Genomic DNA, 25,467 nt, shown 5'->3' with positions numbered 1-25,467 from the left:
CGCTGCGCGCTGTGGAACTGAACCGCCTCGCTTCGCTCGGCGGGGCGGGGGCGCTTCGCTTCCTCGTGAATCCCGTTGCTTCGCATCGGTTGCCCCCGCTTCGCGGGGGCCGGCCCTTCGGGCCGTCAGATCCCGCGCTTCGCTTGGGATCTGGGAAGGGACTGCGGGCGCTGCGCGCCCTTGTGGCAGGTCCGCTTCGCTCCCCTGCCCGGTCTTTCCGGCTTCGCCTCCAAGCCCTTGTGGCCCGCTTCGCGGGCCAGGCTGGCTACGGGGGCGGGTTTCGGCGTGACGGCTGCATCATTCTGATACAGCATGTACTGTTGGCGGAAATTTGGGACATCCTCTGAGTTCAATCAAAAGAAATTTTCGAGGAGGCTCGCTTGCCTGCGGCCAGGAGCATGGAGATTGTCGCCGTGTATTCTGCTTGGCGCTCAGGGGTATGTTTCCAGCGGTCGGCGCTGCGGTGAGCTGCGGCCAGCGCCTCGGCCGTGCGGGCCGCGCCGTGGTCCAGCAACAACCGGACGGTTGCCGGCCGGCCCCCGAACGCCGCCCACTCCAGCGGTGTCTGGTCCCGTCCCACCGCCTCAAGGCCTGCGCCGTGGTCCAGCAGCATTTGAGCGATGTCCTCGTGTCCTTCGGTGGCCGCCACCATCAAGGCGGTAGCCCGGCCCTCCCACAGTCGGCCATCAGGCTCTGCCCCCGCCTCCAGCAGTATGCGGGCCGTGGCCTGCATACCTCGCTCAGCGGTGAAGCGTAATGGCAGCGTCTCAGCGTACTCCCCGATGGGCTGTTCAGTGTTCGCGCCTGCGGCCAGAAGGAGGCGGACAGCTTCACGTTGTCCCGCCCAAAGAGCACAGTCCAGAGCTGTGCGGTGCTCCTGGTCTCTTCCCTCGACCGGTGCGCCCTTGCCCAGCAAGCTTGTCATCCGCTCCAGGTCGCCGGAGCCCGCCGCCTCTACCAACTCCGCTATCTCACCCATGTCCCGCATCGTCCTCCAACACCGCCATCAGAGCTACCGCCTTCGCACTCACACCACGAACCCTCGCTCACCCTTGTCGGAAGATGAGCTGTAGACATCAGTAAAGAAGGTCTCTCATGCCGCACGTACAACTCCGGGAACACCAAGTAGACCAAAAGGCGAGTTTCCGTAAGTGGGTCGGATTCCCTGCAAAATCATCTGTGCCCGCCCGGGGCGCCCGGGGCACGATCGTGTCCGCGACCGGCTCCGGTAAAACGATCATGGCCGCTTCTTCCGCTCTGGAGTGCTTCCCGGACGGCCGGATCCTCGTCACCGTCCCGACCCTGGACCTGCTCGCCCAGACCGCCCAGGCATGGCGCCTGATGGGCCACCGCGCCCCGATGATCGCGGTGTGCTCGCTGGAGAACGACCCGGTACTGAACGAGCTGGAGGTGCGGACCACCACCAACCCGATCCAGCTCGCCCTGTGGGCCGGCCACGGCCCGGTCGTCGTACTGGCCACGTACGCCTCCCTGGTCGACCGCGAAGACGTCACCGCACCGATGGGCCAGCAGACCGTTCGCGGGCCGCTGGAAGCCGCCCTGGCCGGCGGAGAGCGCCTCTACGGACAGCGCATGGACGGCTTCGACCTCGCGATCGTGGACGAAGCCCACGGAACCGCTGGTGATCTTGGGCGGCCGTGGGCTGCGATCCACGACAACCAGCGGATCCCGGCGGACTTCCGGCTCTACCTGACCGCGACCCCGCGAATCCTTGCGGCGGCCCGGCCGCAGAAGGGCGCGGACGGCCAGGAGGCGGAGATCGCGACCATGGCCGACGACCCGGACGGCACGTACGGCGCGTGGCTCGCGGAGCTCGGTCTGAGCGAGGCGATCGAGCGCGAGATCCTCGCGGGGTTCGAGATCGACGTCCTGGAGATCCGTGACCCCTCCCCCGTGATCGGGGAGTCCGAGGAGGCGCGGCGGGGCCGGCGCCTGGCCCTGTTGCAGACCGCGCTCCTGGAGCACGCCGCCGCGTACAACCTCCGCACGGTCATGACGTTCCACCAGAAGGTTGAAGAAGCCGCCACGTTCGCGGACAAGCTCCCCGAGACCGCAGCCGAGCTGTACCTGAACGACGCCACAGGCGACGACCTGGCCGCCGCCGACAAACTGCCAAAGTCCTCCATCGACGCGGCCTTCTACGAGCTGGAGGCCGGCCGCCACGTACCCCCGGACCGGGTCTGGTCGGCGTGGCTGTGCGGCGACCACCTCGTAGCCGAACGGCGCGAGGTGCTGCGCCAGTTCGCCAACGGCATCGACGCGGCCGGCCGCCGGGTCCACCGCGCGTTCCTCGCCTCCGTACGCGTCCTCGGAGAAGGCGTCGACATCACCGGCGAACGCGGAGTCGACGCAATCTGCTTCGCCGACACCCGCGGCTCCCAGGTGGAAATCGTGCAGAACATCGGCCGCGCGCTCCGCCTCAACAAGGACGGCACCACCAAAATCGCCAGGATCATCGTGCCGGTCTTCCTGGAGCCGAACGAGGACCCCACCGACATGGTCGCCAGCGCCAGCTTCCGCCCCCTCGTGGCCGTGCTCCAGGGCCTGCGGTCGCACGATGAACGACTCGTCGAGCAGCTCGCCTCCCGCGCCCTCACCAGCGGCAAGCGCACCGTCCACGTCCAGCGCGATGAGGACGGGCAGATCGTCAAGGCCGGCGGCGAGAGCGACAGCGACGACCAGGAGCACGACGACGCCACCGACGCCGCTGCCGAGTCCGCGCTGCTGCACTTCTCCAGCCCGCGCGACACGGCGACCATCGCCGCGTTCCTCCGCACCCGGGTCTACCAAGTCGAAAGCATGGTGTGGCTCGAGGGCTACCAAGCCCTCACCCGCTGGCGGAAGGAGAACCAGATCACCGGCGTCCACGCCGCCCCGTACGACGTAGAGGTCGAAGTCGGCGTCACCAAAGACTTCCCCCTCGGCCGGTGGGTCCACCAGCAGAGGAAGGCCCTGCGGGCGGGTGAGCTGGAGGAGCGGCGCAAGACCCTCCTGGACGCCCCCGAGGCCGGAATGGTCTGGGAGCCGGGCGAAGAGGCCTGGGAAATCAAATTGGCCGCCCTGAGGTCCTACCGGCGCGCCATGGGGCACCTCGCACCACGCCAGGACGCGGCCTGGGGCGAGGCCGAGGCAATGGTGCCCATCGGCCAGCACATGGCCAACCTCCGCCGGAAGGGCGGCCTGGGCAAAGACCCGGAGCGGGCCGCCGCACGCGCGCAGCAACTGGCCGCGATCGACCCCGACTGGAACTGCCCCTGGCCACTGGACTGGCAACGCCACCACCGCGTCCTCGCCGACCTCGTCGACGCCGACGGCGCCCTGCCCCACATCGCGCCGGGCGTCGTCTACAACGGCGACGACATCGGCACATGGAGACGGCGGCAGCAGGAGCCGGGCACCTGGGCGCCGCTCCTGCCCGAGCAGCGCGAGCGGCTGACCGCGCTGGGCATCAAAGGCACTGAGGTCCCGCCTTCTGCCCCCGCGGCCACGCCCGCGGCAAAGGGCCCGAGCAAGGCGCAACAGGCGTTCCAGCGGGGTGCGCAGGCCCTCGCGCAGTGGATCGAACGGGAAGGCGCCCACCGGCCGGTGCCGCGCGGCCACAGCGAAACGATCACCGTCGACGGCCAGGGGGAGCCGATGACCGTGAAACTCGGCGTATGGATCTCCAACACCAAGACTCGGCGCGACAAACTCACCCAGGAGCAGCGGGCAGCGCTTGCTGAGCTGGGCGTCGACTGGGCATAGAGCCAGACGTCGAAGGGGCCGGCCGACACAGCACGCGACTGGCCCCCTCGTCGGGTCCTGGTAGTCGGCGAAGGCCCGACCAGCGCCAGAAAACCCTCAAGGGCGAACAAGGACCGGCCCCCCATCCCGCCCGAAGATCTGCTACGCAATATCTGGGTAGCTGGCAGGAACGCTGAAATCCTGCCATCGGGGACGCAGCTGCCACATGTAGTGCTCGGGCGGCACTGTGCCACGAAGGTAGACGAGCGCGGCGGTGCGCCAGCGGATCTGATCGCACACGAGCCCCGGCCGCCCGATACAGCCGCTCACCTCGTAACCCCCGCACATGGCTGATGATTCATTCCAGTACCGCTGTGTCCTCTGCCATGACCACGGCGACCAAGACAAGGCGGACCACGCGGATCTGACGATCATCAAAAATGTGCAGCAGCACGGATGGCACGTCCAGATGGCTCCCGAGGACAAGATCGGTCCTGGATTCGCCCACACGACCGGCCTCGCGCACACTCACGGCAGACCTGAACTCGCCATGTACGGACTCGGCATCCACGCCATACACCACACGCTCAACAGGCTCGGAGCAAAGTCCGCCGCGAGTGCCGTACAGGCTGAAGACCAAAGACATCCCGAGATTGTCGACAGTCACCAAGTCGCGCTCAGGCAGACCGATCCCCGCCGGTACCGAACCTTCCTCGGGCGGGCCACGGGGACCTACCGGCGGCCCCCGTTGCCCGAGCTCCAACTCGCGCGGCCCGATACAGACGACCGATTCCACTGAAAAAATCAGACTGAGGAGAGGCATCGGAAGCCACAACCTCAGACGTGGCTGCCACCGAGAGAGCACCCCGCCAGAGCCTGGACGACCGAACTCTGACCTCTCACATACCAACCAATCACAGACCAACACCATCACTGGAAACCGCTCAAACAAAATCACTTTACGGAAAAGCTCGAACCCGACTCAGCCAAAAAGCAACCACTTAACCCCCAAAAAACGGAAACCCAAACACCACCACAAGAAAAACACGGCACCCCACTACCAGGCACCAACCACAAGAAGGGAGGCAAGAGGCAACCACGCCCCTTACCCCCACCCCACAACAACACACCCTCACAACAAGACAAACCCACCAAACAACAACCAGAAACCACACCCCACACACAACACCACCACACCACCGCCGGATTCAGATGCCCAGGACATCCACCACACCGGCAAGGGAGGTGACTTCGTAGGCGTGGTAGAACGGCGCCGAAGGCTCGCTTCCTCTGTTCAGATACACCGTGTTCCTCACGCCCAGGTCCGTCGCCGACTGCAAGTCGTAACGTGGGCTGGAGGACACGTGCATCGTCTCCTCCGGCCGGCAGCCCAACTGTTCGTACATGAACTCGAATGCGCGCAGTCTTGGCTTGTAGGCCCGCGCCATCTCCGCTGTGTACACCGCGTGGAACGACGCGCCGAGCTTCGCGGCATTCCGGTCGGCGTGACCGTTCGCGGCGTTGGAGAGGATGACGAGCGGGAATCGCTCGGCGAGCTTGGCGAGCGGCTGAGGTACGTCGGGGTGGGGGCCCCATTCCGGGATCGCCGCGAAGACCTTGGCGGGATCGTTCGGCCGGAACGCGATTCCGGTGCTCTCGCAGGCCCGCTCGAAGGATCGCGCGATCACCTCGTCGTATGGCCGCCAATCGCCCATGACTTCGTCGAGTTGGTAGCAGCTGAAGCGGTGGAGGAAGGTGTCCAGCCGCTCAGGCGGAGCCACATCCTTGATCACCTCTCTGGCGGCGGATCCGATGGCGAAGTCGGTCAGGGTTCCGTACATGTCGAAAGTGATGAATTTGGGGGCAGGACGGGTCAACGGGCTCTCCATGCGGGCGAGGTCTCCTTCATCAGCCGCTACGGCGTGCCGAAACGGCACTGTTCATGGGCCAACCCGCCCGGCCCGCTGGAGATTCCCGTCCGGTCGCACGCCGGTCCCGCGAACCCCATCGGTCCGCAGGGACCGGCGTCATGTCATGCCGGCCGCCACGCCGCTGCAGCCCCCGGGTCAGGCGCCGCACACGGGCAGGGTCCGCACGAATCCGCCCAGGTTCTCGTCGTCGGTGCCCACCAGCGCGTCGGCCGACCCGGGCAGGCACTCCACCGCCTCGATCTTGTACTGCGGGAACGTGTCGAGCACCACGGGAGACGCCGCGAGCGCGACCCGCACCCGGCCCGCCGCCGACACGGTCACCCGGCCCGCGTCACTCACCGCGGAGTCGAACGGGCCGTCGTCACCGGCGTCGGCAGCCGAACTCACGATGATCCGGCCGGAGTTGGTCACCGAGATGTCGGAGATGTGGCGTGTGCCGTCCCCGGTCGGGTACGGCGCCCGGTAGGTCCGGCTCGTCACGGCGCCGAACAGCGTCTGCCCCCAGGGGGCGAACGTCAGCGGCGCCGCGTACAGCGTGGCAGGACGGTCCGCGCCGGCCCCCCGGTCCGCCCACAGAGCCGCGAGCTTCCCGTGCTGGGCGACGAGCGCGAAGCTCTCGAAGTCGTCGCCCTCGCCGATCGACGGCAACGGCGCGTAATCGACGACCGTCACCGTGGAACCGGTGACCTTCAGGCGGTAGACGATGCCTCGGGCGGCGAGCGCCACGTACTCCCCCGGCGTCCCGGGGACGGCCTCGACCGCTTCCAGGTCGACGGGTTCCGGCCCGTCCCAGGTGATCGGGGCGATGACCGAGGAATCCTCCCCATGAGTGATCCGGGACAATCGCTGCTGCCCGGACCGCTTGTTGTCGTGCACGACCAGCGCCGTCACGCCGGCCCGGTCTCCGGCGGCGCCGGCCTCGTACGCAAGACCGCTCACACCGCTGCGGGCGTCGTCGCCGACCTTCCGCCATTCACCGGCCGCGCCGGCCGGTAGGGTGCCGAGCATCGTCAGCAGCGCGGTCGCCGCACTCGTCCAGGCCGTACGCCGCACCATCGGGATATTCACCGGGTCGCTCGCCTTCTCTGTTTCTCTGTCCGACAGGCGCGACATCACGCGCCGGGCGTCAGGTTATTGATCAAGGGGAGCACGGCCCAGCGGCCGTTACGCCATTCGCCGGAGCGCACGGTTGGCGGCGGCCGGCGCCATGTGCGGAACGGACCGTCGAAGGCCGGGTTCAGCTGTCGTCGCGGGCGAGGGGGCCCGCGATGCGTTCGGCGACGGCGCGCCGTAGCTCGGGGTCCAGTCGTGCGTCGGTGAATGACTCGTACAGCCACAGACCGTCGGCCGCGAGGCGGGCGACGAACTGGTCGAGTGCGGCGGGGTCGTCGGCGACCGGGGCCAGCGGTGGGGCCCACCGTTCCATCACCGCGTCCCAGGGGGCCGCGTGTTGGGCGGTGGTTGATCCTTCGAGCATGAAGAGCAGCTCGGCGCGGGTGGCGCTCTGGATGGCGACGCGGGCGTAGGCGGCGAGCCGTTCGGTGGGGGTGGCTTCGGAGGCGGGCTTTCCCGCCGCCGCGATGATGTCGGCTTCCCACTGGTCGGCGAGGTGCTCGTGGATGGCCTGGATGAGGTCGTCGCGGGAGGCGAAGTGGTAGAGGAGTCCGCCCTTGGTCAGGCCGGCCTCCGCCGCGACGGAGTCGAAGGTGACGCTTTTGACGCCTTCGCGCTGTACGACGCGGGTGGCCGCCTCAAGGATCTGGGTTCGCTTACTGGTGCGCATGGTGCTCCTGCTGCTCCTGGTGCGGGGTGTCGTGCTGTGCGGAGGCGGTCGGTGCGGCTGCCGTGGGGGCGGCGGAGAGTGCGGAGAGTGCCGATCCGGGGCCGTGGCGGCGCAGCAGAACGCCGGTCACGAGCGCACCGACGGTGAGCGCGGCCGTGACCACGATCATCGCGGCGAAGTAGGCGCCGTCGAACGCTTCCGACGCGGCGGTGATCAGTGGCGTGTTCGGCTGTGCGCCCTCCCGTGCCAGCGCGAGTGCGCTGTCGAGGCTGTCACGTGCGGTGTCCGGCACCCCGGCGGGGAGGTCGACGGTGGCGGTGTAGACGGCGGTGAGCAGGCTGCCGAGCAGGGCGACCGCGATGAGGCTGCCGAACTCGTACGAGACTTCCTCGACGGAGGAGGCCATGCCGGCCCGGCGGGGCGGGACGTTGCCCATGATCGCGCTGGAGGCGACGGCCATGGCCGCACCGAGGCCGGCGCCGGTGATGATCAGGCCGGTGATGAGCAGACCCGTACTGGTGTTGAAGTTCAGCAGGATCAGCAGGGCGCCGACGGTGCTGAGGGCGAGACCGCCCGTGATGATGGGCAGCAGGCCGACCCTGTGCAGGACCGCGCCCGCGACCATGGATGTCGGCAGTGCGCCCAGGGCGACGGCCGCGACGAGGAGTCCGGCGCGCAACGGGGTGAACTCTTCCACGAGTTGGAAGCGCTGGGTGGTGATCAGCTGGATGCCGGCGATGGCGAACAGGGAGAACCCGGCCGCGAGGACCCCGGCGAGGAACGCCCGGTTGCGGAAGATCGTGAAGTCCAGCAAGGGGTAGGGCAGTCGGCGCTGCCGCCGTACGAACGCCCATCCGCCGACGGCGGTCGCGAGGAGGGCGAGGGCGATGACGGGCGGGGAGGGGTCCGTCTTCGCGGTTTCCTTGATCGCGAAGACGAGGCCGACCAGGGCGACGAGTGCCAGGAGTGAGGACAGCAGGTCCCAACGCTTCGACGGATCGGCGTCGTTGGGGGGCGCGAGGATCGCTGTGGCGACGATCGCCGCGATGACGACGGGGACGTTGATGATGAAGACCGATCCCCACCAGAAGCTCTGGAGCAGGATCCCGCTGATGACGGGGCCCAGCGCACTGCCCACGATCGCGAGGCTGCCCCAGATCGCGATGGCCATGTTCCGCTCGCGTTCGTCGTCGAAGGTGACGCGGATCAGGGCGAGGGTGGCGGGCATCATCGAGGCCGCGCCGACCGCGAGGAGCGCGCGTGCGGCGATCAGGGTCTCGGGGCTCGGTGAGAACGCGGCGGCGAGTGAGGCGACACCGAAGATCGTCAGACCGATCAGGAACATCCGCCGGTGCCCCACGCGGTCGCCGAGAGTTCCGCTGCCGAGCAGCAGGCCGGCCATGACGACGGGGTAGGCGTTGATGATCCACAGGCTCTCGGAGCTGGTCGCGCCGAGATCCTCCACCAGCGTCGGCAGCGCCGCGTACAGGATCGAGTTGTCCAACGTGATCAGCAGGAGCCCCGCGCTCACCACCGTCAGCAGTAGCCAGCGCCGCTTCGTACTCAGAACCATCCCCGCGCACCTCTCCCTCAGTACTTTCCCGGCCGACCGTAACTATACCTTACGAAAGGTACAGTTACGGCTGGAAGCGAGGTGCCCGCCCACTGGGCTCACGCGTTCCGGCGGAGAGGCAGGGAAGTCCGATTCATGGTGTTCTGACCACAACGCTGAGCTGCTGAGGAGCGGCGGCAGAGGTCCACTGCGAAGGAAGACATCGATGAGCGATCCGTCGATTCCCGGCCCGCCGGACGAGACACAGGGCGGCAGACCGGGCGATTCGCGGACCGTCGCCTCCGGCCCCGCGGCGGACGAACCCGATCCCCACCGCTGGTGGGCACTGGCCGTCATCGCGACCGCGCAGCTCATGGTGGTGCTCGACGCGACGATCGTGAACATCGCGCTCCCCTCGGCACAGCGCGCGCTGCACATCAGCAACGGGAACCGCCAGTGGGTGATCACCGCCTACACCCTGGCCTTCGGCGGACTCCTGCTGCTGGGCGGGCGGATCGCCGACCTCGTCGGCCGTAGGCGTACGTTCATCGTCGGCCTGATCGGGTTCGCCGGCGCCTCCGCGATCGGCGGCGCGTCCATCGGTCAGGAGATGCTCTTCCTCTCCCGCGCGCTCCAGGGCGTCTTCGCCGCCCTGCTGGCGCCGTCCGCCCTCTCCCTGCTCACCACGACCTTCCCCGCGGGCAAGGAACGCGCCCAGGCCTTCGGCATCTTCAGCGCCATCGCGGGCGGCGGCTCCGCCATCGGGCTGCTCATGGGCGGCATCCTCACCGAATGGCTCAGTTGGCGCTGGTGCCTGTACGTGAACGTCCCCATCGCCCTCCTCGCCGTCATCGGCGCGTTCACGCTGCTCAAGGACCGCGCGGGAACCAAGGGCGCGCATCTCGACATTCCGGGGGTCGTCCTCGGTTGCGGGGGACTCGTCGCGATCGTGTACGGCTTCAGCCGGGCCGAGTCGCGCGGGTGGACGTCCACGGAAGTCCTGACCGTGCTGAGCATCGGCGTCGTACTGCTCTGCGCGTTCGCCTGGTGGCAGACCAAGTCCTCCGGCCCGCTGCTGCCCCCGCACATCGTCCGGGACCGCAACCGCGGCGGCTCGATGATCGTGATGGCGCTCACGACGATCGGCCTGTTCGGCGCGTTCCTGTTCCTGACGTACTTCCTCCAGAACATCCTCGGGTACTCGCCGCTCAGCGCCGGCCTCGCGTTCCTGCCGCTGTCGGCGGGAATCATCATCGGCTCGACCCAGATCTCCGCGCGGCTGCTGCCTCTCGTACCGCCGCGCATGCTGCTGGTGCCCGGGCTGCTGCTGAGCGCCGGCGGCATGTTCTCGCTGACGTTCCTCGACACCCACTCCAGCTACGTGGGGCACATCCTGCCGGGCACCCTTCTGCTGGGCTTCGGGCTCGGGCTGACCTTCCTGCCCATCATCTCGACGGCCACCATGGGGGTCGCCCCGCAGGACTCGGGCGTGACATCCGCGACGGTCAACACCGCGCAGCAGGTGGGCGGTTCGGTCGGTACGTCCCTGCTGAACACGATCGCGACCACCGTCACGGCCACGTATCTGACCGGTCATCTCGCGGCGGCGGCCCGCGAGGGCGGTCTGACCCCGGCGGAGCGGACGAGCATCGTGAACACCGGCACGGTGCACGGCTTCACCGTGGCCATCGCCTGGGCGGCGATCATCCTTCTGGCCGCCGCGATCATCGGCGCCGTCATGATCAACGGCAAATCCCCCAAGGCCCGCGCGGCGGCGGAAGACGCGGCGCCGGGGGCGGCGGCGGGCAGAACTTAGGGTCCGCCGGGCGGGTACGGAGCGCGGGTGGGCGCATGGGGGTTCACGCGGGCCACGCGCGCATCGCGGTCTCGGCCACGTTCCGCAGTTCCGCTGCCGTGGCGCCGTCGCGCGCCTGTTGGGACATGCCCTGGATGACGGCGCCGACGAAGCGGGCGAGGGCGGCCGGGTCCGTGTCGGGGGGCAGCTCGCCCACCGCCATGTCGGCGCGCAGCCGGCTTTCGAAACTGGCGATGTTGGCGTTGCGCCGCTCGCGCAGGGCCGCGTCGACCTCGGGGGTCGCGCAGTTGGCCGCCGCGCAGATCATCAGGCAGCCGCGCGGGTGGGAGGGGTCGGTGAACTCGGCGGCCGTCTCGCTGAGCAGCCGCGCGAGGCCGGCGCGGGCCGTCGGTTCCTCGGCGAGCGCGCGGGCACCGAAGGAGCCGTAACGCACCGCGTACGACTCCACGACCTCGGCGAAGAGTGCCTTCTTGTCCCCGAAGGCGGCGTACAGGCTCGGCGCTCCGATGCCCATGGCGTCGGTCAGGTCGGCGATGGAGGTCGTCTCGTAGCCGTGTTCCCAGAAGGCCATGGTCGCCCGGTCCAGTGCCGCGTCGCGGTCGAAGGAGCGGGGCCTGCCGCGCCGTTTCGTCTCCATGCGGTCATCGTAACGCGTTCTGTAGTGGTCGATAGAGAATCTGGTACGGTCCCTTCTGTAGCGACCACTAGAGAAATGGAGGGCGCGGCCATGGGCGTGCTCACCGGCAGAACGGCACTGGTCACCGGCGGCAGCCGGGGCATCGGGCGGGGCATAGCCGAGCGGCTGGGCCGGGAAGGGGCGCGCGTCGCCGTGCACTACGGCACCAACGAACTGGCCGCGGCCGAGACGGTCAAGGCCGTCGAGGAGGCGGGCGGTTCGGCCTTCGCCCTGGGGGCGGAGCTGGGGCTGCCGGGTGACGCGCAGGCACTGTGGGCGGAGTACGACCGGTACGCGGACGGGGTGGACATCCTGGTCAACAACGCGGGGATCGGCACGTCGGCGACGTACGGGGAGATGGACGCGGCGGAGTACGACCGGCTGTTCGCGGTCAACACCCGGGCGCCGTTCTTCCTGACCAGGCTCGGTCTGGAGCGGATGCCGGACGGCGGCCGGGTGATCAACGTGTCGACGGGCCTGACGCACGCGGCGGTGATGCCGGAGCTGATCGCCTACGCGATGAGCAAGAGCGCGCTCGACGTCTTCACCCGCGACCTGTCCAAGCTGCTGGGCCCCCGGGGCATCACCGTGAACGCGGTCGCCCCCGGCATCATCGACACCGACAACACCGCGCCCGTGATCCGCGCGAGCGAGGAGGCATGGGCGCGGGCGGCGGCGCTGTCGGCGCTGGGCCGGGTGGGCAGGGTGGACGACGTCGCCGGTGTGGTGGCCTTCCTGGCGTCGGACGAGGGCCGCTGGATCACCGGGCACTGGCTGGACGTGACCGGCGGCTCACTGCCGTAGCGGCCCGCTGTCGTCGAGCGGCGCCCCGGTCGCGACGGCGCGACCGGGGCGCCGTCGCGACCGGGGCGTTCTGCCCTACTGCGAGGGGATCGCGGCGCCGGTGGGCGGCCGGCCGGCTGCCGGTCCCGGTGAGGGGTCGGCCGCCGGCTCCGGGTCCGGGTCGCTGAGCTGTTCCCGCAGGTAGTTCCAGGCCACCGCGATCAGCGCGGCGACCGGTACGGCGAGCAGACTGCCCACGATGCCGGCCAGGCCGGCGCCCAACGTCACGGCCAGCAGGATCACCGCCGCGTGGAGTCCGAGTCCCCGGCTCTGGATCATGGGCTGGAACACATTGCCTTCGAGCTGCTGCACACCGATGATGATCGCCAGCACGATCAGCGCGTCCGTCGGGCCGTTCGACACCAACGTGATGAGCACCGCGACGAGTCCGGCGAACAGAGCGCCGACGATCGGCACGAACGCGGAGACGAACGTCAACACCGCCAGGGGGAGTACCAGCGGTACGCCCACGATCCACAGCCCGAGACCGATGAAGACGGCGTCCAGTAGTCCGACGAACGCCTGCGAGCGCACGAACGCCCCCAGCGTGTCCCAGCTCCGCGCCGCGACGACCGGGATGTCGGTGGCGAGCCGGCCGGGCAGCTGACGGGTCAGCCACGGCAGGAACTTCGGCCCGTCCTTCAGGAAGAAGAACATGAGGAAGAGCGACAGGACGGCGGTGACGACACCGTTGACCACGGTGCTCACACCCGTGGCGACAGCGGTGACCATGGTGCCGACGCTGTCCTGAACACGGGCGACCGCGGTGTCGAGCGCGCCGGAGATCTGGTCCTCACCGATGTTCAGCGGCGGTCCCGCCGCCCACTCGCGCATCTGGTCGATGCCGTCGACCACGCCGTTGGTCAGCTCGCCCGACTGGGACGCGACCGGGACCGCGATCAGCGCGACCACGCCGGCGGCGACCAGCAGGAACAGCACCGTCACCACTGAGGCGGCCAGCGCCGCAGGCCACCCGTGATGGCGCAGAAAACGGGCGAAGGGCCAGGTCAGTGTGGTGAGGAGCAGGCCGACCACGATCGGCCACACGACCGACCACATCTGCCCGAGAACCCACACCGCCACCCCCGCCATCACCAGGACCACCAGCAATTCAACGGAAACGCGGGCCGATGTGCGCAGCGCGGCACGGCTCTTCGCGGAATTCAACGAGGCAGACATGGGGGTCACCTTAAAGCCACCTCGTCGGCCCGCCGTCATCGACGACCGCCCCGGGCACCGCGCCCAACTCCCGGCGGCCGTGGAGGGGTTGGAACCCACGAGCGTGAGATCGAATCATAGGGCCACATGTCAGGACACCCAGGGGCCGGATGTCCGGTCGCGGCCGGCCAGGTGACACCGGGGTGGGAAATCGCCAGGGCCGTCCCCAAGCCGACGCCGGCCGGTTCAGCGGAAAGCGGCGGCGTTCGCCGCGGCCCACTGCCGGAACGTCCTGGCCGGGGCACCGGTGATCCGGGACACGGTGTCGCGCACCGCGAGCAGTTCGTCGTTGACGTCGCCGCCCGTCAGGTCGAGCACCGCGGCCGCGGCTTCCTCGCCGAGGAAGGCGGCCATCGCACGGTGGGCCTCCTGCCTGCTGATCCCGGCGAACGGGACGTCCCGCCCCAGCACCGCCGCGATCGCCCCGACCTGCTGCCGGGCCGTGATCCGCTCCGGCCCGGTCAGCGCGTACGTCCGCCCTCGGTGGGCGGACTCGGTCAGCGCCACCCGAGCCACCGACGCGATGTCCGCGGGGTGGATCGTGGGGAGGCCGATGTCCGCGTACGGCACGCGGACCGCCTCGTGTCCGCGGATCGCCTCCGCCCACCACAGGGCGTTCGAGGCGAACTGCGTCGGCCGCAGGATCGTCCACACCATGCCGCTGTCCTTGAGCAGCCGCTCGACGGTCAGGTTCTCCTCGGCGGGGCCCAGGTGCGGATGGGTCTGGACGGTGATGGACGAGACCAGCACCACGTGTTCCACACCCGCCGACCGGGCCGCCTCGATGATCTCGGCATCCGGGCCGATACGCGACACGAGGAACATCGAACGCACGCCCTCCAGCGCGGGCTTGAGCGAGGCCGTCCGGGTGAGGTCGCCCGCCACGGCTTCGACCCCTGCCGGGAACGCCGCCCGCGCGGTCTCGCGGGTGAGTCCCCGCAACGGTCCGGTGCCGGAAGCCCGAAGTTCCCGCAAGAGGGTGTTTCCTATGTTTCCGGTGGCCCCGGTCACGAGGATCATGAGATCTGTCTCCCGTCGTCGAGCGGTGGTGCGAACACACGCGACGTTAGGACGTCAACCGGGCTTGAGGTCAAGAAATCTCCGCCGCGTCGTGAACCGGGCCTCGGCGGTCGGCGCCGCGGAGCGTGGCGGCGGCGCAGAACAGCGCCGGCAGAGCCACCAGCACGAAGCACAGGGGCAGCGGCAGCTTGCCGACGAGCAACCCCACCAGGGCCGTACCGCCCGACATCCCCGCGTTCACCGCCGTGTTGACCCAGGCACCCGCCTGGGTACGGGCGTCGGGGGCGGCGGTCTCGTCCGCGATCAAGTAGGCGGTGATCAGTGCCGGGGAGACGAACAGACCGGCCACGGCCGCCGCCGCGCCGAACGCGTACACGTTCGGCGCGAGCCCCGCCGCCGCCAGCGCGAGGCCGAGGGCCGCACAGATCACGGCGAGCCTCGGCCGGGCGGCCGACCGCCAGGAGACGGCGCCGTTCGCCAGGCCGCCGACGGCGCTGCCGGCCGAGAGCGCGGCCAGCACCCACGCCACCGCGCCGGGCTGGTGCCGTTGTTCGGTGAAGGCGATCACCAGCAGGTCGAGCCCGCCCAGACAGAGCCCGACCCCGGCTGCGGCCAGCACCGGCTGCCCGAGGCCGCGCACCGCGGTGCGCGGCGCGCGCTCACGCCGCGCCCTTTTTCGCCCACTGCCCCGCCCGCTCCCCCACCCCTTCCGACGTCCCTTCGGCCGTACCTTCGGCCGCGCGGAGGCCGCTCCCGCGCTCCGCACCGGGAACGGGACGGGCGACAGGGCGAGCGCGACCGTCCCCAGCAGCACGAGCACGGCACTGACCGCGACTCCGGCGGCCGGCTCCGCGTACGCCACCAGGACGCCGACGAGCAGCGGACCGGCGACGAGGAGCAGTTCCTCGGCGACACCGTCGAGGCTGTACGCGCGCTGCAACATCCGCCGGTCCGGCATCAGTTGACCCCACAGCGTCCGCATGGTGGGGCCGAGCGGCGGGGTGCAGGCCCCGGCGCAGGCGGCGAGCGCGCCCAACAGCGCCCCCGAGGTGTCCGCCGGTCCCGCGGTGCCCGGCCCGGTGTGCTCGCGGGTGACGACGGCGAGGGCGGCCAGCAGCACGGCGTACAGGACGGCCATCGGTACGAGCGCCCGGCGCGGGCCGTACCGGTCGACCAGGGCGGCCCGTACGGGCGAGAGGACGACACTGGTCGCACCGAACAGTGCCAGTGTGGTGCCGGCCACGGCGAAGGAGCCCGAGGCGCCCTTCACCGCCAGCACGAGGGAGAGGGAGACCGTTCCGTAGGAGAGCCGGCCGAGCAGGGCGGCACCGAAGGTGCGCGCGGCATGCGGGGTCCGCAGAACAGCGGCGTACGACGACATCGAAGTGGTTCCTCGCGAGAGGGCGGCGCCGGTTCGGGCGCCGCGGCCGTACAGGGACGCCGAAGGACCGCGACGGAAGCGCCGTCGCGGTCATCTGCGGGTCCTACACACGGAAGAGGAACACACGATCAAGCTAGCAGGGCGGACAGCGCCGGGGCCAGGGGCGGTGCCAGGGCCGGGAGTTGGGCGCGGGAGTTGGGGCGGCACCAGGGCCGGGAGTTGGGCGCGGGACGTCGGCCGACGCGCTTCGCGCGCCCCCGGCCCCGTCCGTCAGGCGTGGGGGTCGAACGGGATGCCGGCCGGCTTGGCCTTCTCCAGGTGGCCGTTGAAGTTGCCGTCCTTGAGGCCGAAGACGGCACTGCCGAAGTCGGCCTGGCTCAGCTTGTCGCGCAGGCCCGCCGGGTAGCCGTTCCAGCCGACGAGCCCGGGGAACTGCCATGCCCCGTAGTGGTTCTCCGGCGGCTCGTCGTTGGTGTTGGCGGCGCGGAAGGCGTGCGTCCCCACGCCGTCCTTGTGGTAGACGACCTTGGGGTGCGTCCCGTCCCACCGGATCTGGTCACGGGTGTGGATGTCGAAGTTGCCGTGGGCGGAGGTGGAGACGTACTGGGCCTGGTCGTTCCGCACCCACACCACGACGTGCTCCCAGTCGTTGCGGTGCCCGCCGAGCGAACTGCCCACCACGGCCTGGTCCTTCTCGAAGTACAGGCCGTAGATGATCGCGCACCAGCCGTTGTCGCACTTGGTCCGCGAGTATCCGTTGGTGTTGTCGAGGTCCCAGGAGTCGCGGCACTGGCCGTTGAGGGCGCCGCTGGGGTTGAGGCCCGGGTTGACGGTTCCGTCCGGGCCGATGGCCGGAGTGGGGTAGCAGCCGTCCGTGTCGTAGTCGTACCCCGGCTGGAACGTCTGCTCCAGTCCGTCCGCGTTGGCGGGCAGGGCGCCGGGGGGATCGGCGAGAGCGCTGCCGGGGAATGCGATGACCAGCGCGAGGGCGCTGCCGAGGGTGAATGAGGCCTTGTGGATGCGTGAGCGTTTCTTCACTGCGTCCTCCTGATCGACCGCGGCGTGGGGCACCGGTCATTTTGACATGCTCGGATCATCTTCTCCGGCCGTTGCCGACGTGCCGAGCGTCGTCAGGTGTCAGTGCGGTGAAGGATCAACCAACAGTGGGGGTGGACGAGTCGGTGCGGAGTGACCGACGAGTCGCACCGGGCCGTGCGGCCGGTCGAGCCACCCGGTCCGCGCCCGGAGCCGCGCTCCGGTCGGGGAACACTTCCCCGAACCGGTGCGCCAGCGCGTCGGCCAGCCGGCTCCGTACCTCGTCCAGCCCCTCGATACGCTCGTCCAGCGCCGCCAGACGGCGGGCGGTCACCTCGGCGACCGGGCAGTGGCCCGGCCGGTCGTACGACCCCGGATCCGGGCCCGGCCCCGCGGCCTCGCCGTCCGCCGGGAACACCATGTCGAGAACGTCGACGAAAGCCTTCACGTCACTGATCGTCAGGCCCGCTTCGAGGAGCCGGCGTACGGCCCGCAACCGGTGGACGTCCTCGGGGCCGTACTCCCGGTGGCCGGACGACATGCGCCTGGCCCGGAGCAGGCCCTCCTGCTCGTAGTAGCGCAGCGCCCGCGGGGTGAGGCCGGCGGAGGCCGCCGCATCGCCGATACGCATGGTGGATCGATCCCTTCGGGTCGGGCGCCGTCCGGTTGACGCCGACCGCTCACAATTCCACGAGTACGGCGCCCGTGTGGCGCCCTTCGAGCAGCTCGCACAGTGCCCGGGGCGCCTGTTCGATGCCCGACAGGCGGGCGTGCGGGAAGACGATGGTGCCCTCGCGCAGGCCGCGCCCGAACTCCCGCATGCCCTCGGGGATCGCGTCCAGGTGATCACTGCCCGACATGCCTCGCAGCGTGATCCCCCGCAGGATGAGCGAGCCGGTGTCGATGCCGACGGGAGTGGCGAAGCCGCCGTCGATCTGGCCGGACAGCGCGCCGACGAGACCGACGCGGGCGCCCCGCCGGGCCACCGCCAGCGCGGCGACCAGCTGTTCACCTCCCACGTTGTCGAAGACCGCGTCCAGGCCGTCGGGAGCCGCCTCGCGCAACTGCTCCTCCATCGGGGCCGCTCCCCGCAGGACCACGGCGTCGTACCCCAACTCCCGCACCAGATAGTCGCCCTTGAGCCGGGAGCCGGTACTGCCGATCAACCGCCCGGCGCCGCGCAGCCGTGCGAACTGGCCGGCCATCGTCCCGACACCGCCCGCCGCGCCGGTCACGAACACCGTGTCCCCGGGCCGTACTTCGGCGCCCCTGACGACGCCGAGCCAGGCGGTCATCGCCTGGGAGAGATACGCGGCGGGGTCGGGAAGCACCGAGGGGTCGACGGGCTCGGCCTCGGCCACGTCGACGGCCGCGTACTCACGCCATCCCCCACCGTGCGTCACCAGATCGCCCGGCTCGGGCCCACCGGCCGGCGCCGTCACCACCTCACCGACGGCGGGCGCCCACAGCGGCTCACCCAGCCCGGCAAGCGGAATGGGCACTCCGGCGTCGTCCCGCACCAACGTGTTCATCACGGCGGCCACGCTCATCAGCCGATTGCGCACCAGCACCTGTCCGGCCGTCACCTCGGGAACGGGTACTCGCACCACCTCGAAGTGGTCGGCGCGCAGCGGTCCGTCCGGCCGGGCGCGCAGCCACACTTCACGGTGGGTGGTGGGGACAGCGGCAGTCATCGCGACTCCTCAGGGCTGGGCGGGAAGGTCGCGACGACGTTAGAACTTGACGCCTGCGTCAAGTTCAAGTCGGCGGTCTCCTTCAACCGGACCGAGACGCGTGTCGGACCCGGCCGGGAAGCGCGGTTCGCCATCAATCCCCTCGGTCACTTCGCGTTGGTGAACAGTCTCTGGCCGGCGATCGAGCGCCGCTGCGACAAGTGGCGGGCGTACGGCCGGGCGAAGACGGCCAACGTGTCGTTCGCGGTCCAACCGGACGCGCTGGGGCGGGACTCCGGAGTGCGGGCGTTCTCGTTGCACCCGAAGACCGCGCAACGGCCCTGGGACGCCACATGTCCGAGGCCGAGTTGGCGGAGCTGACTGCGACGATCGACGCCGGCCCGGCGAACGGTGGCCGGAAGACGCCCGAAGAGGGGGCCGCGACCCAGGCACGCCTACCTCCTTTCGCAACCGCGAACGCGACCGCGCAGGCGCGCCGTTGCGCGCTCCGCCGCCGGACACCGGGGGTGTTCCGTCGCGTTTCTCCGGGCACCTCATACCTTTTGACGAATCATTAGAAAGTTCCAGAGATTCGTACCGAACCTATGGACAGTCCCCACGCGGCGCTCTAATGTCTCGGCCCACCGAGACATGCGTTTCGTCGCGGTAACACCGCAGCCGATCGGCGTTCCCACGAACGCCCTCACCTCACGAGTCTTTCCACGTCTCTCCCCCCATGGCCGGGCCACCGCCCGTCACGAGGCGCTGCGCGATCGCCGGAACGGCGGTCGTCGCACACGCACCGTGCAGCACCCCCGTCGCAGGACGGGGAAACCGGCCGGGTCACCGACTCTGCCGTGATCGCAGCGGAAGGGAAGCGACATGAAGATCCGTACGTTCATCGCCACGGCCTCACTGATGGCATCCGGGAGCCTGGTGGCCTTCACCGGCTCCGCCCAGGCCGCTCTCTACACCACCTGTGTCGGTGACGGCGGGGCCGTGACCGTCACCAACGACCTGGTCGTGCCGGCCGGGAAGTCCTGCACCCTCACCGGCACCAAGGTCAGGGGCACGGTGACGGTCGAGGCCGGCGCCGACCTCGTGGCGGCGGGCGCCACCTTCAACGGCGCGGTCAAGGTCGAGGAGAACGCCTACCTCGACCTCACCGACACCACCGTCAAGGGCGCGCTGACCACCGACTCCGCGTTCGGCACACACCTGGAGAAGACCACCCTCAAGGCCGTCGACGCCACCGGGGGATTCGTCTACGCGGTCGACTCGACACTCGGCGGGAACGTCCACTCCGAGGCCGGTGAGCTGTACGTCTCCGGCAGCACCCTCAGCGGCTCGCTGACCGGTGAGGCCAACCAGTACACCGACGTGTACGACTCCACCGTCAAGGGCGCGCTGACCGTCAACGGGAACACCCTCGGCGGCGTGTTCTGCGCCAGCGAGGTGTACGGCGCCGCGAAGTACGCGGGCAACGCCGACAACGTCCAGATCGGCGGCGAGGGCCAGCTCGGCTCCTGCGCGGGCGCCTCGTACTTCGGCGGCAACCTGGCGGTCACCGACAACACCGCGAACACCGTGCTCGACAACGCGATCGTGCGCGGCAACCTCACCGCGACCGGCAACAACCCCGTCCTGGTCGTGGGCGAGCTGGCGCGTATCCGTGGCACCGTCACCGGAGAGACCGCCGCAGCCGGCGCGTCGTCCTCCTCGGCCAAGAAGGCCGCGCCACAGGACCGCGGTGCCGACCTCGCCGAGAAGGCCGCCGAGCGCGCCGCCGCCGCGCGGGCCGACGCCCACGAGGCGGGCAAGTCCCGCCTCTGACGCCGCGCGGCCCACCCGGCCGCACCCCACCAGGCACACCCACCAGGCACACCCACCAGGCGCACCCACGGCGCCGCGCATGGCGGCGCGCATGGCGGCGCATCCAGCGACACCGGCAGGTGACGGCGGCCGCCCCCGCCGCCGTACCTACGCATCCGCACCCCGTATCCCGTACCGCTCGGCGCTCCCCCTCCCGCCGGCACCAGCCCACCCACGCCCGCTCCGCCGCGTTCGGAGCCCGTGGATCCGCCGTCGCGGCGCGCACCACCGAGCGGTAACTCGGCCGCGCGCCCCGGTACTTACCCTCTTCTCCTCATTCCCCAGGAGTGACCGTGAGCCATCTTCACAAGTCCTTCGACCGCAGGGACTTCCTGCGCGCCACGGCCGGCACGACCGTGGCCCTCGCCGCCGCCTCCGTCACCGGGGCCGCCGCGACCTCGGCCGCCGCCGCGCCGAGCGGTCTGTCCATCCCCAAGGACCGCATCGGCATCCAGCTCTACAGCATCCGCGACAAGGTCTCCTCGCTCGGCTTCGCCGTCGTCCTCGCCGAGTTGGCCAGGATCGGCTACAAGGAGATCGAGTTCGCCGGATACACCCAGAGCACCTCCATCCTGGGCCGGCAGATCACCCTCCAGGAGATCCGCAAGCTGCTCGACGACAACGGGCTGAAGGCGGTCGGCAGCCATGTCGGCATCGGCAACTTCCGCTCGAACCTCCAGGGCGAGCTGGACGCCGCGCAGATCCTCGGCACGCCGCACGTGGGCACCGCCAACGCGCCGACGAACGTCAACACCGTCGCGGGCTACCGTGCCGCCGCCGACGAGTTCAACGTCTGGGGTGCCGCGGCGACCGCCCGCGGTCTGAAGCTCTACCAGCACAACCACGCGGGCGAGTTCGCGTTCGCCACCGACCAGCCGTCGGTGCGGCTGTACGACGTGTTCCTCAAGAACACCGACCCGCGCCACGTCTATCTGGAGCTGGACGTCTACTGGGCGTACGTGGGCCAGTACCGCTGGCCCGGATTCGACCCGGCCGCGTACGTGCGCAACCAGCCCTACCGCTACCCGCTGTTCCACATGAAGGACGGCGACTCCAACGCGGCCAACGTCAACGGCTTCGACATCGTCGAGTTCGGTGCCGGCGACCTTCCGTACGAGAAGTTCATCCGGGACATCGGGCCGCGCGCCTCGCACGTCGGCATCTGGGAGCAGGACACCGCGCCCAACACCCTGCCCAATCCGCCGGGTTCGCTCGGCGCGGCGGAGCGCAGCTTCACGGCGCTCAAGGGACTCCTCGGCTGAGAGGCCCCCGAGGGGAGGCGCCGCCGGGTCCGGGGGCGCCTCCCCGTCCGCTCCTTACCGCCAGCGATCGAGGAGACGCATCACCGTGCAACGCACCCTGAGACGCCTGATCACCGGGGTCCTGCTCGTGGCACTGCCCGCGCTGGGCGGTGTGGCCGTCGCGCCCACCGCCCAGGCGCACCCGGGCCACGAACACGCCCTGGACTGGTCGAACTACGAGAAGACCACCCTGACGAAGGACACCGGCGAGCCGATCGACCTCGCCGTGCTGCCCGACAGCCGGGTTCTGCACACCGCCCGCAACGGCGACGTACGGCTCACCGACCCCGGCACGGGTGTCACGAAGGTCGTCAACCACGTCGACGTGTACCAGAACTCCGAGATGGGGTTGCAGACGGTCACGCTCGACCCGGACTTCGCCACCAACAAGTGGGTCTACCTCTACTACTCGCCGCCGCTGAACACCCCGACCGGCTCCGCGCCGCAGCAGTTGCCCGCCGGGCAGAGCGACGCGTACTGGAAGCAGTGGGAGGGCTACGACACCCTGACCCGCTTCAAGTGGACCGGCGACAAGCTCGACCTCTCCACCGCGCAGGAGATCATCCGGGTCGACGCCAACCGCGGCCAGTGCTGCCACGTCGCCGGTGACGTCGACTTCGACAGCAAGGGCAACCTCTACCTCGCGACCGGCGGCAACACCCCGGCGTCGGGCCCGAACGTCAGCGGCTACACGCCGATCAACGACGCGGCCGGCTACAACCCGGGGCTCGACGAGCGCCGCGGCGCGGGCAACACCAACGACCTGCGGGGCAAGATCCTGCGGATCGACGTCCAGGAGGACGGCAGTTACACCATCCCGGCGGGGAACCTCTTCGAGCCGGGCACGGCCAAGACCCGCCCCGAGATCTATGTGATGGGCCTGCGCAACGCCTTCCGGATGACGGTCGACCGCAAGACCGACGCCGTGATGTGGGGCGACTACGGCCCCGACGCCGGAACCGCCGACCCCAACCGCGGGCCGATGGGATACGTCGAGTGGCAGACCACGACCAAGCCCATGAACAGCGGCTGGCCGTTCTGCACGGGTGACAACAGCAAGCCCTACCGGGACTTCGACTTCGCCACCCTCACGCCCGGCCCGGCCTTCGACTGCGCGGCGCCGGTCAACGACTCCCGCTGGAACACCGGCCTGTCCACGCTGCCCGCGTCCGTGCCGGCCACGCTCTGGTACGGCGACAAGAACACCGATCAGCCGTGGCCCGAGCTGACCGCCTTCCGCGGTCCCGGCGGTCCGGGTGGCCAGGCCCCGATGGGCGGTCCGGTCTACCACTACGACGCGGCCAACCCCTCACCGGGCAAATTCCCTGAGTACTGGGACGGCAAGGCGTTCATGGCGGAGTTCTCCCAGGACTACGTCGCCGCGCTCACGCTCGACGGTCCCGACGGCCCCGTGAGCAAGCTGGAGAACGTCCTGCCGAACAGCGAGCGTGCGCAGAACGGCATCCCGCAGTGGGACAACCCGATGGACCTGGAGTTCGGCCCGGACGGCGCGCTCTACGTCCTCGACTACGGCGACGGATTCTTCCGGCAGAACCCCGACGCGGGTCTCTACCGGATCGACTACGCCGAGGGCAACAAGGCGCCCACCTCCGTGATCAAGGCGGACAAGACGTCCGGCCAGGCCCCGCTGACGGTCTCGTTCAGCGGCACCGGTTCCAGCGACCCGGAGAAGGGCGACCTCACCTACCAGTGGGACCTCGACGGCGACGGCACCTTCGACGCCACCGGGGCCACGACCACCCGTACGTATCCGGAGAACGGGCAGTTCCAGGCCCGGCTCAAGGTCACCGACCCGCAGGGCAAGTCCGGGCTGTCGAGCCGTCAGATCACCGTGGGCAACACGGCGCCGACGGTACGGATCACCTCACCGCCCGACGGCGGGTTCTTCAACTGGGGCGACGCCGTGCCGTACGGCATAGCCGTCGAGGACCCGGAGGACGGCACCACGCCGGACTGCGCCAAGGCGGCCTGGACCTTCGGTCTGGGGCACAACCAGCACGGGCACCCGGTCAACAGCGGCACCGGCTGCACGGGCGGCGTCGCGACGCCGGCCGACGCGGGACACGGTGACACCGAGAACGTCTTCGGCGTCCTGGGGATCAACTACACCGACAAGGGCGCGGGCGGTGTTCCGCCGGCCACCGGTGACGCCCAGGTGGTGCTCAACCCGGCGCTCATGCAGGCCGAACACTTCGATTCGGCCTCGGCGCAGGGCGTCACCGTCACGGACGACACCACGGCGTCCGGACAGCGCAAGCTGACCTCCTTCGACGCGGGTGACTGGATCGCGTACAACCCGGTGTCGTTCGCCGGGATCAACGGGGTCAAGACCCGTGCCAGTGGCGCCGGCACGCTGGCGCTGCGCTGGGGTTCGGCGGACGCCGAGCCTTTCGCGACGGTGCCGGTGCCGGCCGGGGACGGCTGGCAGTCCGTCACCACCGCGCTGCCGAACGCCCCTTCGGGGAGCGGCGAGGTCTTCGTCACCACCTCCGGTGGTGTCGAGCTGGACTCGCTGACCTTCCAGGGGGCGGGCGTCGCGGACAAGACCGCGCCGAAGGTCACCGCCACGCTCAACCCGCCGCGGCCCAACGGTGACGACGGCTGGTACACCAGCAATGTGTCGCTGGCCGTAGCCGCCACCGACAACGGGACGGTCGCCGGCCGTCAGTACTCGGTCGACAACGGAACGACGTGGCTGTCGGCCAACGCGGCCGTCACCCTCTCCAAGGAGGGCGCCACGACCGTCCGTTACCGGGCGACCGACAACGGCGGCAACGTCTCCGAGGTCGGCTCGCTCACCGTACGGATCGACCGTACCGGTCCCACGGTGACCACCACCGGTATCGACGCCGACGGCGTCTACGGGGACTCCAAGCGCCCGGCGCCGGTCTTCTCGGCGGCGGACGCGGTCTCCGGCGGGGCGACCGCGACGGCCACGGTGGACGGCAAGGCCGTCACCTCCGGGCAGGCGCTGGAGCTGTGGCGGCTGCCGCTCGGGAACCACGACCTCACGGTCAAGGCCCGCGACAAGGCCGGCAACACCACCACGAAGACGGTGGCCTTCACCACCCGTACTTCGTACGCGGACATCCGCGCGCTGATCACCCAGCTGCGGGCCGACGGCCTGATCACGGCGCAGGGACAGCAGCGGCTGACCGTACGGCTCGGCCAGGCCCAGGCGCACGCCGACGCAGGACGCACCAGCCAGGCCGCGGCCGTGCTGGAGTCGTTCGCCGGTTACACGGGCGACACCGCCCTGGTGCCGGACAGCGCGGCGGGCGCGGCCCTGGCACGGGACGCGCGGGCGCTGAAGGGAGGCGCCACCGGCTGACACCGGGACTGACCGGACCGACAGGACCCACAGGGCTGCCCCGCTGCCACGCCCCGCTCTCACCGGCGGGGCAGTTCTGTGCCCGGACCCGGCTCCGTCGCGGGGGGGCGAGTTCCGTCAACAAGGCGGCAACTTTCGGTGATCTGTGAAAAAGTTGCCGGAAGCCGCCCGCGTACTGCGCCGTAACGCCCGCGCTCCGCACCAGCGAGACCGACACCGACACCACCCCCGACACCTCGCGAAAGCTGTCCCGAAGGCGCCCAGAGGAAG

The 25,467-nt window shown here is 70.1% G+C and carries 18 protein-coding genes and 2 pseudogenes; 8 read left to right on the top strand and 12 right to left on the bottom strand.

Annotation, left to right across the window (positions count from 1 at the left end; genetic code table 11):
* Window positions 1-349: 349 nt before the first annotated feature.
* Complete coding sequence (locus OG700_RS36865; RefSeq protein WP_405606868.1) at window positions 350-979, bottom strand: ankyrin repeat domain-containing protein; 630 nt, start codon at window positions 977-979, stop codon at window positions 350-352.
* A gap of 116 nt (window positions 980-1,095) precedes the next feature.
* Here OG700_RS36865 and OG700_RS36860 point away from each other — a divergent pair, with 116 nt between their 5' ends.
* Entirely contained in the window at window positions 1,096-3,765 is a 2,670-nt protein-coding gene (locus OG700_RS36860) for a Helicase associated domain protein (RefSeq protein WP_405606871.1), read from the top strand.
* A gap of 325 nt (window positions 3,766-4,090) precedes the next feature.
* Window positions 4,091-4,543: a DUF4262 domain-containing protein gene (locus OG700_RS36855; RefSeq protein ID WP_405621329.1), complete on the top strand. Its 453-nt coding sequence runs from the start codon at window positions 4,091-4,093 to the stop codon at window positions 4,541-4,543.
* A 409-nt stretch (window positions 4,544-4,952) separates the two neighbouring features.
* Here OG700_RS36855 and OG700_RS36850 read toward each other — a convergent pair whose 3' ends face one another.
* The 4 genes and pseudogenes from OG700_RS36850 to OG700_RS36835 form a co-directional block, all read right to left on the bottom strand.
* Window positions 4,953-5,633 (bottom strand): haloacid dehalogenase type II, encoded by a 681-nt coding sequence (locus OG700_RS36850; protein WP_405621327.1) that lies wholly within the window; start codon window positions 5,631-5,633, stop codon window positions 4,953-4,955.
* A 177-nt stretch (window positions 5,634-5,810) separates the two neighbouring features.
* Window positions 5,811-6,743, bottom strand: a complete 933-nt coding sequence (locus OG700_RS36845; RefSeq protein WP_405621325.1) for a hypothetical protein — start codon at window positions 6,741-6,743, stop codon at window positions 5,811-5,813.
* Window positions 6,744-6,912: 169 nt separating this feature from the next.
* Window positions 6,913-7,458: a TetR/AcrR family transcriptional regulator gene (locus tag OG700_RS36840; RefSeq protein WP_405621323.1), complete on the bottom strand. Its 546-nt coding sequence runs from the start codon at window positions 7,456-7,458 to the stop codon at window positions 6,913-6,915.
* An 82-nt stretch (window positions 7,459-7,540) separates the two neighbouring features.
* Window positions 7,541-9,031 (bottom strand): annotated as a pseudogene (locus tag OG700_RS36835) (MFS transporter); the annotation flags it as partial.
* A 205-nt stretch (window positions 9,032-9,236) separates the two neighbouring features.
* Here OG700_RS36835 and OG700_RS36830 point away from each other — a divergent pair.
* Complete coding sequence (locus OG700_RS36830; protein WP_405621321.1) at window positions 9,237-10,826, top strand: MFS transporter; 1,590 nt, start codon at window positions 9,237-9,239, stop codon at window positions 10,824-10,826.
* A gap of 43 nt (window positions 10,827-10,869) precedes the next feature.
* On the opposite strand, the gene OG700_RS36825 is transcribed toward OG700_RS36830, so the two are convergent.
* Window positions 10,870-11,463, bottom strand: coding sequence for a TetR/AcrR family transcriptional regulator (locus tag OG700_RS36825; RefSeq protein WP_405621319.1), 594 nt, complete (start codon window positions 11,461-11,463; stop codon window positions 10,870-10,872).
* A gap of 90 nt (window positions 11,464-11,553) precedes the next feature.
* Here OG700_RS36825 and OG700_RS36820 point away from each other — a divergent pair, with 90 nt between their 5' ends.
* A complete protein-coding gene (locus OG700_RS36820) occupies window positions 11,554-12,306 on the top strand; it encodes an SDR family oxidoreductase (protein WP_405621317.1) in 753 nt (250 codons plus the stop codon).
* Window positions 12,307-12,381: 75 nt separating this feature from the next.
* On the opposite strand, the gene OG700_RS36815 is transcribed toward OG700_RS36820, so the two are convergent.
* From OG700_RS36815 to OG700_RS36790, 6 genes are all read right to left on the bottom strand, one after another.
* Entirely contained in the window at window positions 12,382-13,524 is a 1,143-nt protein-coding gene (locus OG700_RS36815) for an AI-2E family transporter (protein ID WP_405621315.1), read from the bottom strand.
* Window positions 13,525-13,749: 225 nt separating this feature from the next.
* The gene (locus tag OG700_RS36810; protein WP_405621313.1) at window positions 13,750-14,583 is read right to left on the bottom strand and encodes an NAD(P)H-binding protein; all 834 of its coding nucleotides are present in this window, start codon (window positions 14,581-14,583) and stop codon (window positions 13,750-13,752) included.
* A gap of 70 nt (window positions 14,584-14,653) precedes the next feature.
* Window positions 14,654-15,964, bottom strand: a complete 1,311-nt coding sequence (locus OG700_RS36805; RefSeq protein ID WP_405621311.1) for an MFS transporter — start codon at window positions 15,962-15,964, stop codon at window positions 14,654-14,656.
* A gap of 270 nt (window positions 15,965-16,234) precedes the next feature.
* Window positions 16,235-17,002, bottom strand: a complete 768-nt coding sequence (locus tag OG700_RS36800; protein ID WP_405621309.1) for an NPP1 family protein — start codon at window positions 17,000-17,002, stop codon at window positions 16,235-16,237.
* A 115-nt stretch (window positions 17,003-17,117) separates the two neighbouring features.
* A complete protein-coding gene (locus OG700_RS36795; protein ID WP_405621307.1) occupies window positions 17,118-17,630 on the bottom strand; it encodes a MerR family transcriptional regulator in 513 nt (170 codons plus the stop codon).
* Window positions 17,631-17,679: 49 nt separating this feature from the next.
* Window positions 17,680-18,693 carry an MDR family NADP-dependent oxidoreductase gene (locus tag OG700_RS36790; protein ID WP_405621305.1) on the bottom strand — a complete coding sequence of 338 codons (1,014 nt, stop codon included), beginning with the start codon at window positions 18,691-18,693 and terminating at the stop codon, window positions 17,680-17,682.
* Window positions 18,694-18,786: 93 nt separating this feature from the next.
* Here OG700_RS36790 and OG700_RS36785 point away from each other — a divergent pair.
* From OG700_RS36785 to OG700_RS36770, 4 genes and pseudogenes are all read left to right on the top strand, one after another.
* Window positions 18,787-19,002: pseudogene (locus OG700_RS36785) on the top strand (oxidoreductase); the annotation flags it as partial.
* A 552-nt stretch (window positions 19,003-19,554) separates the two neighbouring features.
* Complete coding sequence (locus tag OG700_RS36780; RefSeq protein ID WP_405621303.1) at window positions 19,555-20,505, top strand: hypothetical protein; 951 nt, start codon at window positions 19,555-19,557, stop codon at window positions 20,503-20,505.
* A gap of 332 nt (window positions 20,506-20,837) precedes the next feature.
* Window positions 20,838-21,806, top strand: a complete 969-nt coding sequence (locus tag OG700_RS36775; protein WP_405621301.1) for a sugar phosphate isomerase/epimerase family protein — start codon at window positions 20,838-20,840, stop codon at window positions 21,804-21,806.
* 85 nt (window positions 21,807-21,891) lie between these two features.
* Window positions 21,892-25,197, top strand: coding sequence for a PQQ-dependent sugar dehydrogenase (locus tag OG700_RS36770; RefSeq protein WP_405621299.1), 3,306 nt, complete (start codon window positions 21,892-21,894; stop codon window positions 25,195-25,197).
* Window positions 25,198-25,467: the final 270 nt, after the last annotated feature.

Origin of the sequence: Streptomyces sp. NBC_01508 (genome assembly GCF_045040315.1) — a bacterium.
In the GTDB taxonomy this organism is placed as follows: Bacteria; Actinomycetota; Actinomycetes; order Streptomycetales; family Streptomycetaceae; genus Streptomyces.
The sequence above is the reverse complement of the archived record's forward strand: the minus strand, read 5'-3'. Positions and strand labels throughout refer to the sequence as shown.

What these genes read in the sequence shown, in the direction of transcription:
- OG700_RS36840 (WP_405621323.1), bottom strand. Translation starts at nt 7,458, where the DNA reads ATGCGCACCAGTAAGCGAACCCAGATCCTTGAGGCGGCCACCCGCGTC.
- OG700_RS36865 (WP_405606868.1), bottom strand. Translation starts at nt 979, where the DNA reads ATGGGTGAGATAGCGGAGTTGGTAGAGGCGGCGGGCTCCGGCGACCTG.
- OG700_RS36850 (WP_405621327.1), bottom strand. Translation starts at nt 5,633, where the DNA reads ATGGAGAGCCCGTTGACCCGTCCTGCCCCCAAATTCATCACTTTCGAC.
- OG700_RS36805 (WP_405621311.1), bottom strand. Translation starts at nt 15,964, where the DNA reads ATGTCGTCGTACGCCGCTGTTCTGCGGACCCCGCATGCCGCGCGCACC.
- OG700_RS36820 (WP_405621317.1), top strand. Translation starts at nt 11,554, where the DNA reads ATGGGCGTGCTCACCGGCAGAACGGCACTGGTCACCGGCGGCAGCCGG.
- OG700_RS36860 (WP_405606871.1), top strand. Translation starts at nt 1,096, where the DNA reads ATGCCGCACGTACAACTCCGGGAACACCAAGTAGACCAAAAGGCGAGT.
- OG700_RS36855 (WP_405621329.1), top strand. Translation starts at nt 4,091, where the DNA reads ATGGCTGATGATTCATTCCAGTACCGCTGTGTCCTCTGCCATGACCAC.
- OG700_RS36815 (WP_405621315.1), bottom strand. Translation starts at nt 13,524, where the DNA reads ATGTCTGCCTCGTTGAATTCCGCGAAGAGCCGTGCCGCGCTGCGCACA.
- OG700_RS36810 (WP_405621313.1), bottom strand. Translation starts at nt 14,583, where the DNA reads ATGATCCTCGTGACCGGGGCCACCGGAAACATAGGAAACACCCTCTTG.
- OG700_RS36780 (WP_405621303.1), top strand. Translation starts at nt 19,555, where the DNA reads ATGAAGATCCGTACGTTCATCGCCACGGCCTCACTGATGGCATCCGGG.
- OG700_RS36795 (WP_405621307.1), bottom strand. Translation starts at nt 17,630, where the DNA reads ATGCGTATCGGCGATGCGGCGGCCTCCGCCGGCCTCACCCCGCGGGCG.
- OG700_RS36790 (WP_405621305.1), bottom strand. Translation starts at nt 18,693, where the DNA reads ATGACTGCCGCTGTCCCCACCACCCACCGTGAAGTGTGGCTGCGCGCC.
- OG700_RS36830 (WP_405621321.1), top strand. Translation starts at nt 9,237, where the DNA reads ATGAGCGATCCGTCGATTCCCGGCCCGCCGGACGAGACACAGGGCGGC.
- OG700_RS36825 (WP_405621319.1), bottom strand. Translation starts at nt 11,463, where the DNA reads ATGGAGACGAAACGGCGCGGCAGGCCCCGCTCCTTCGACCGCGACGCG.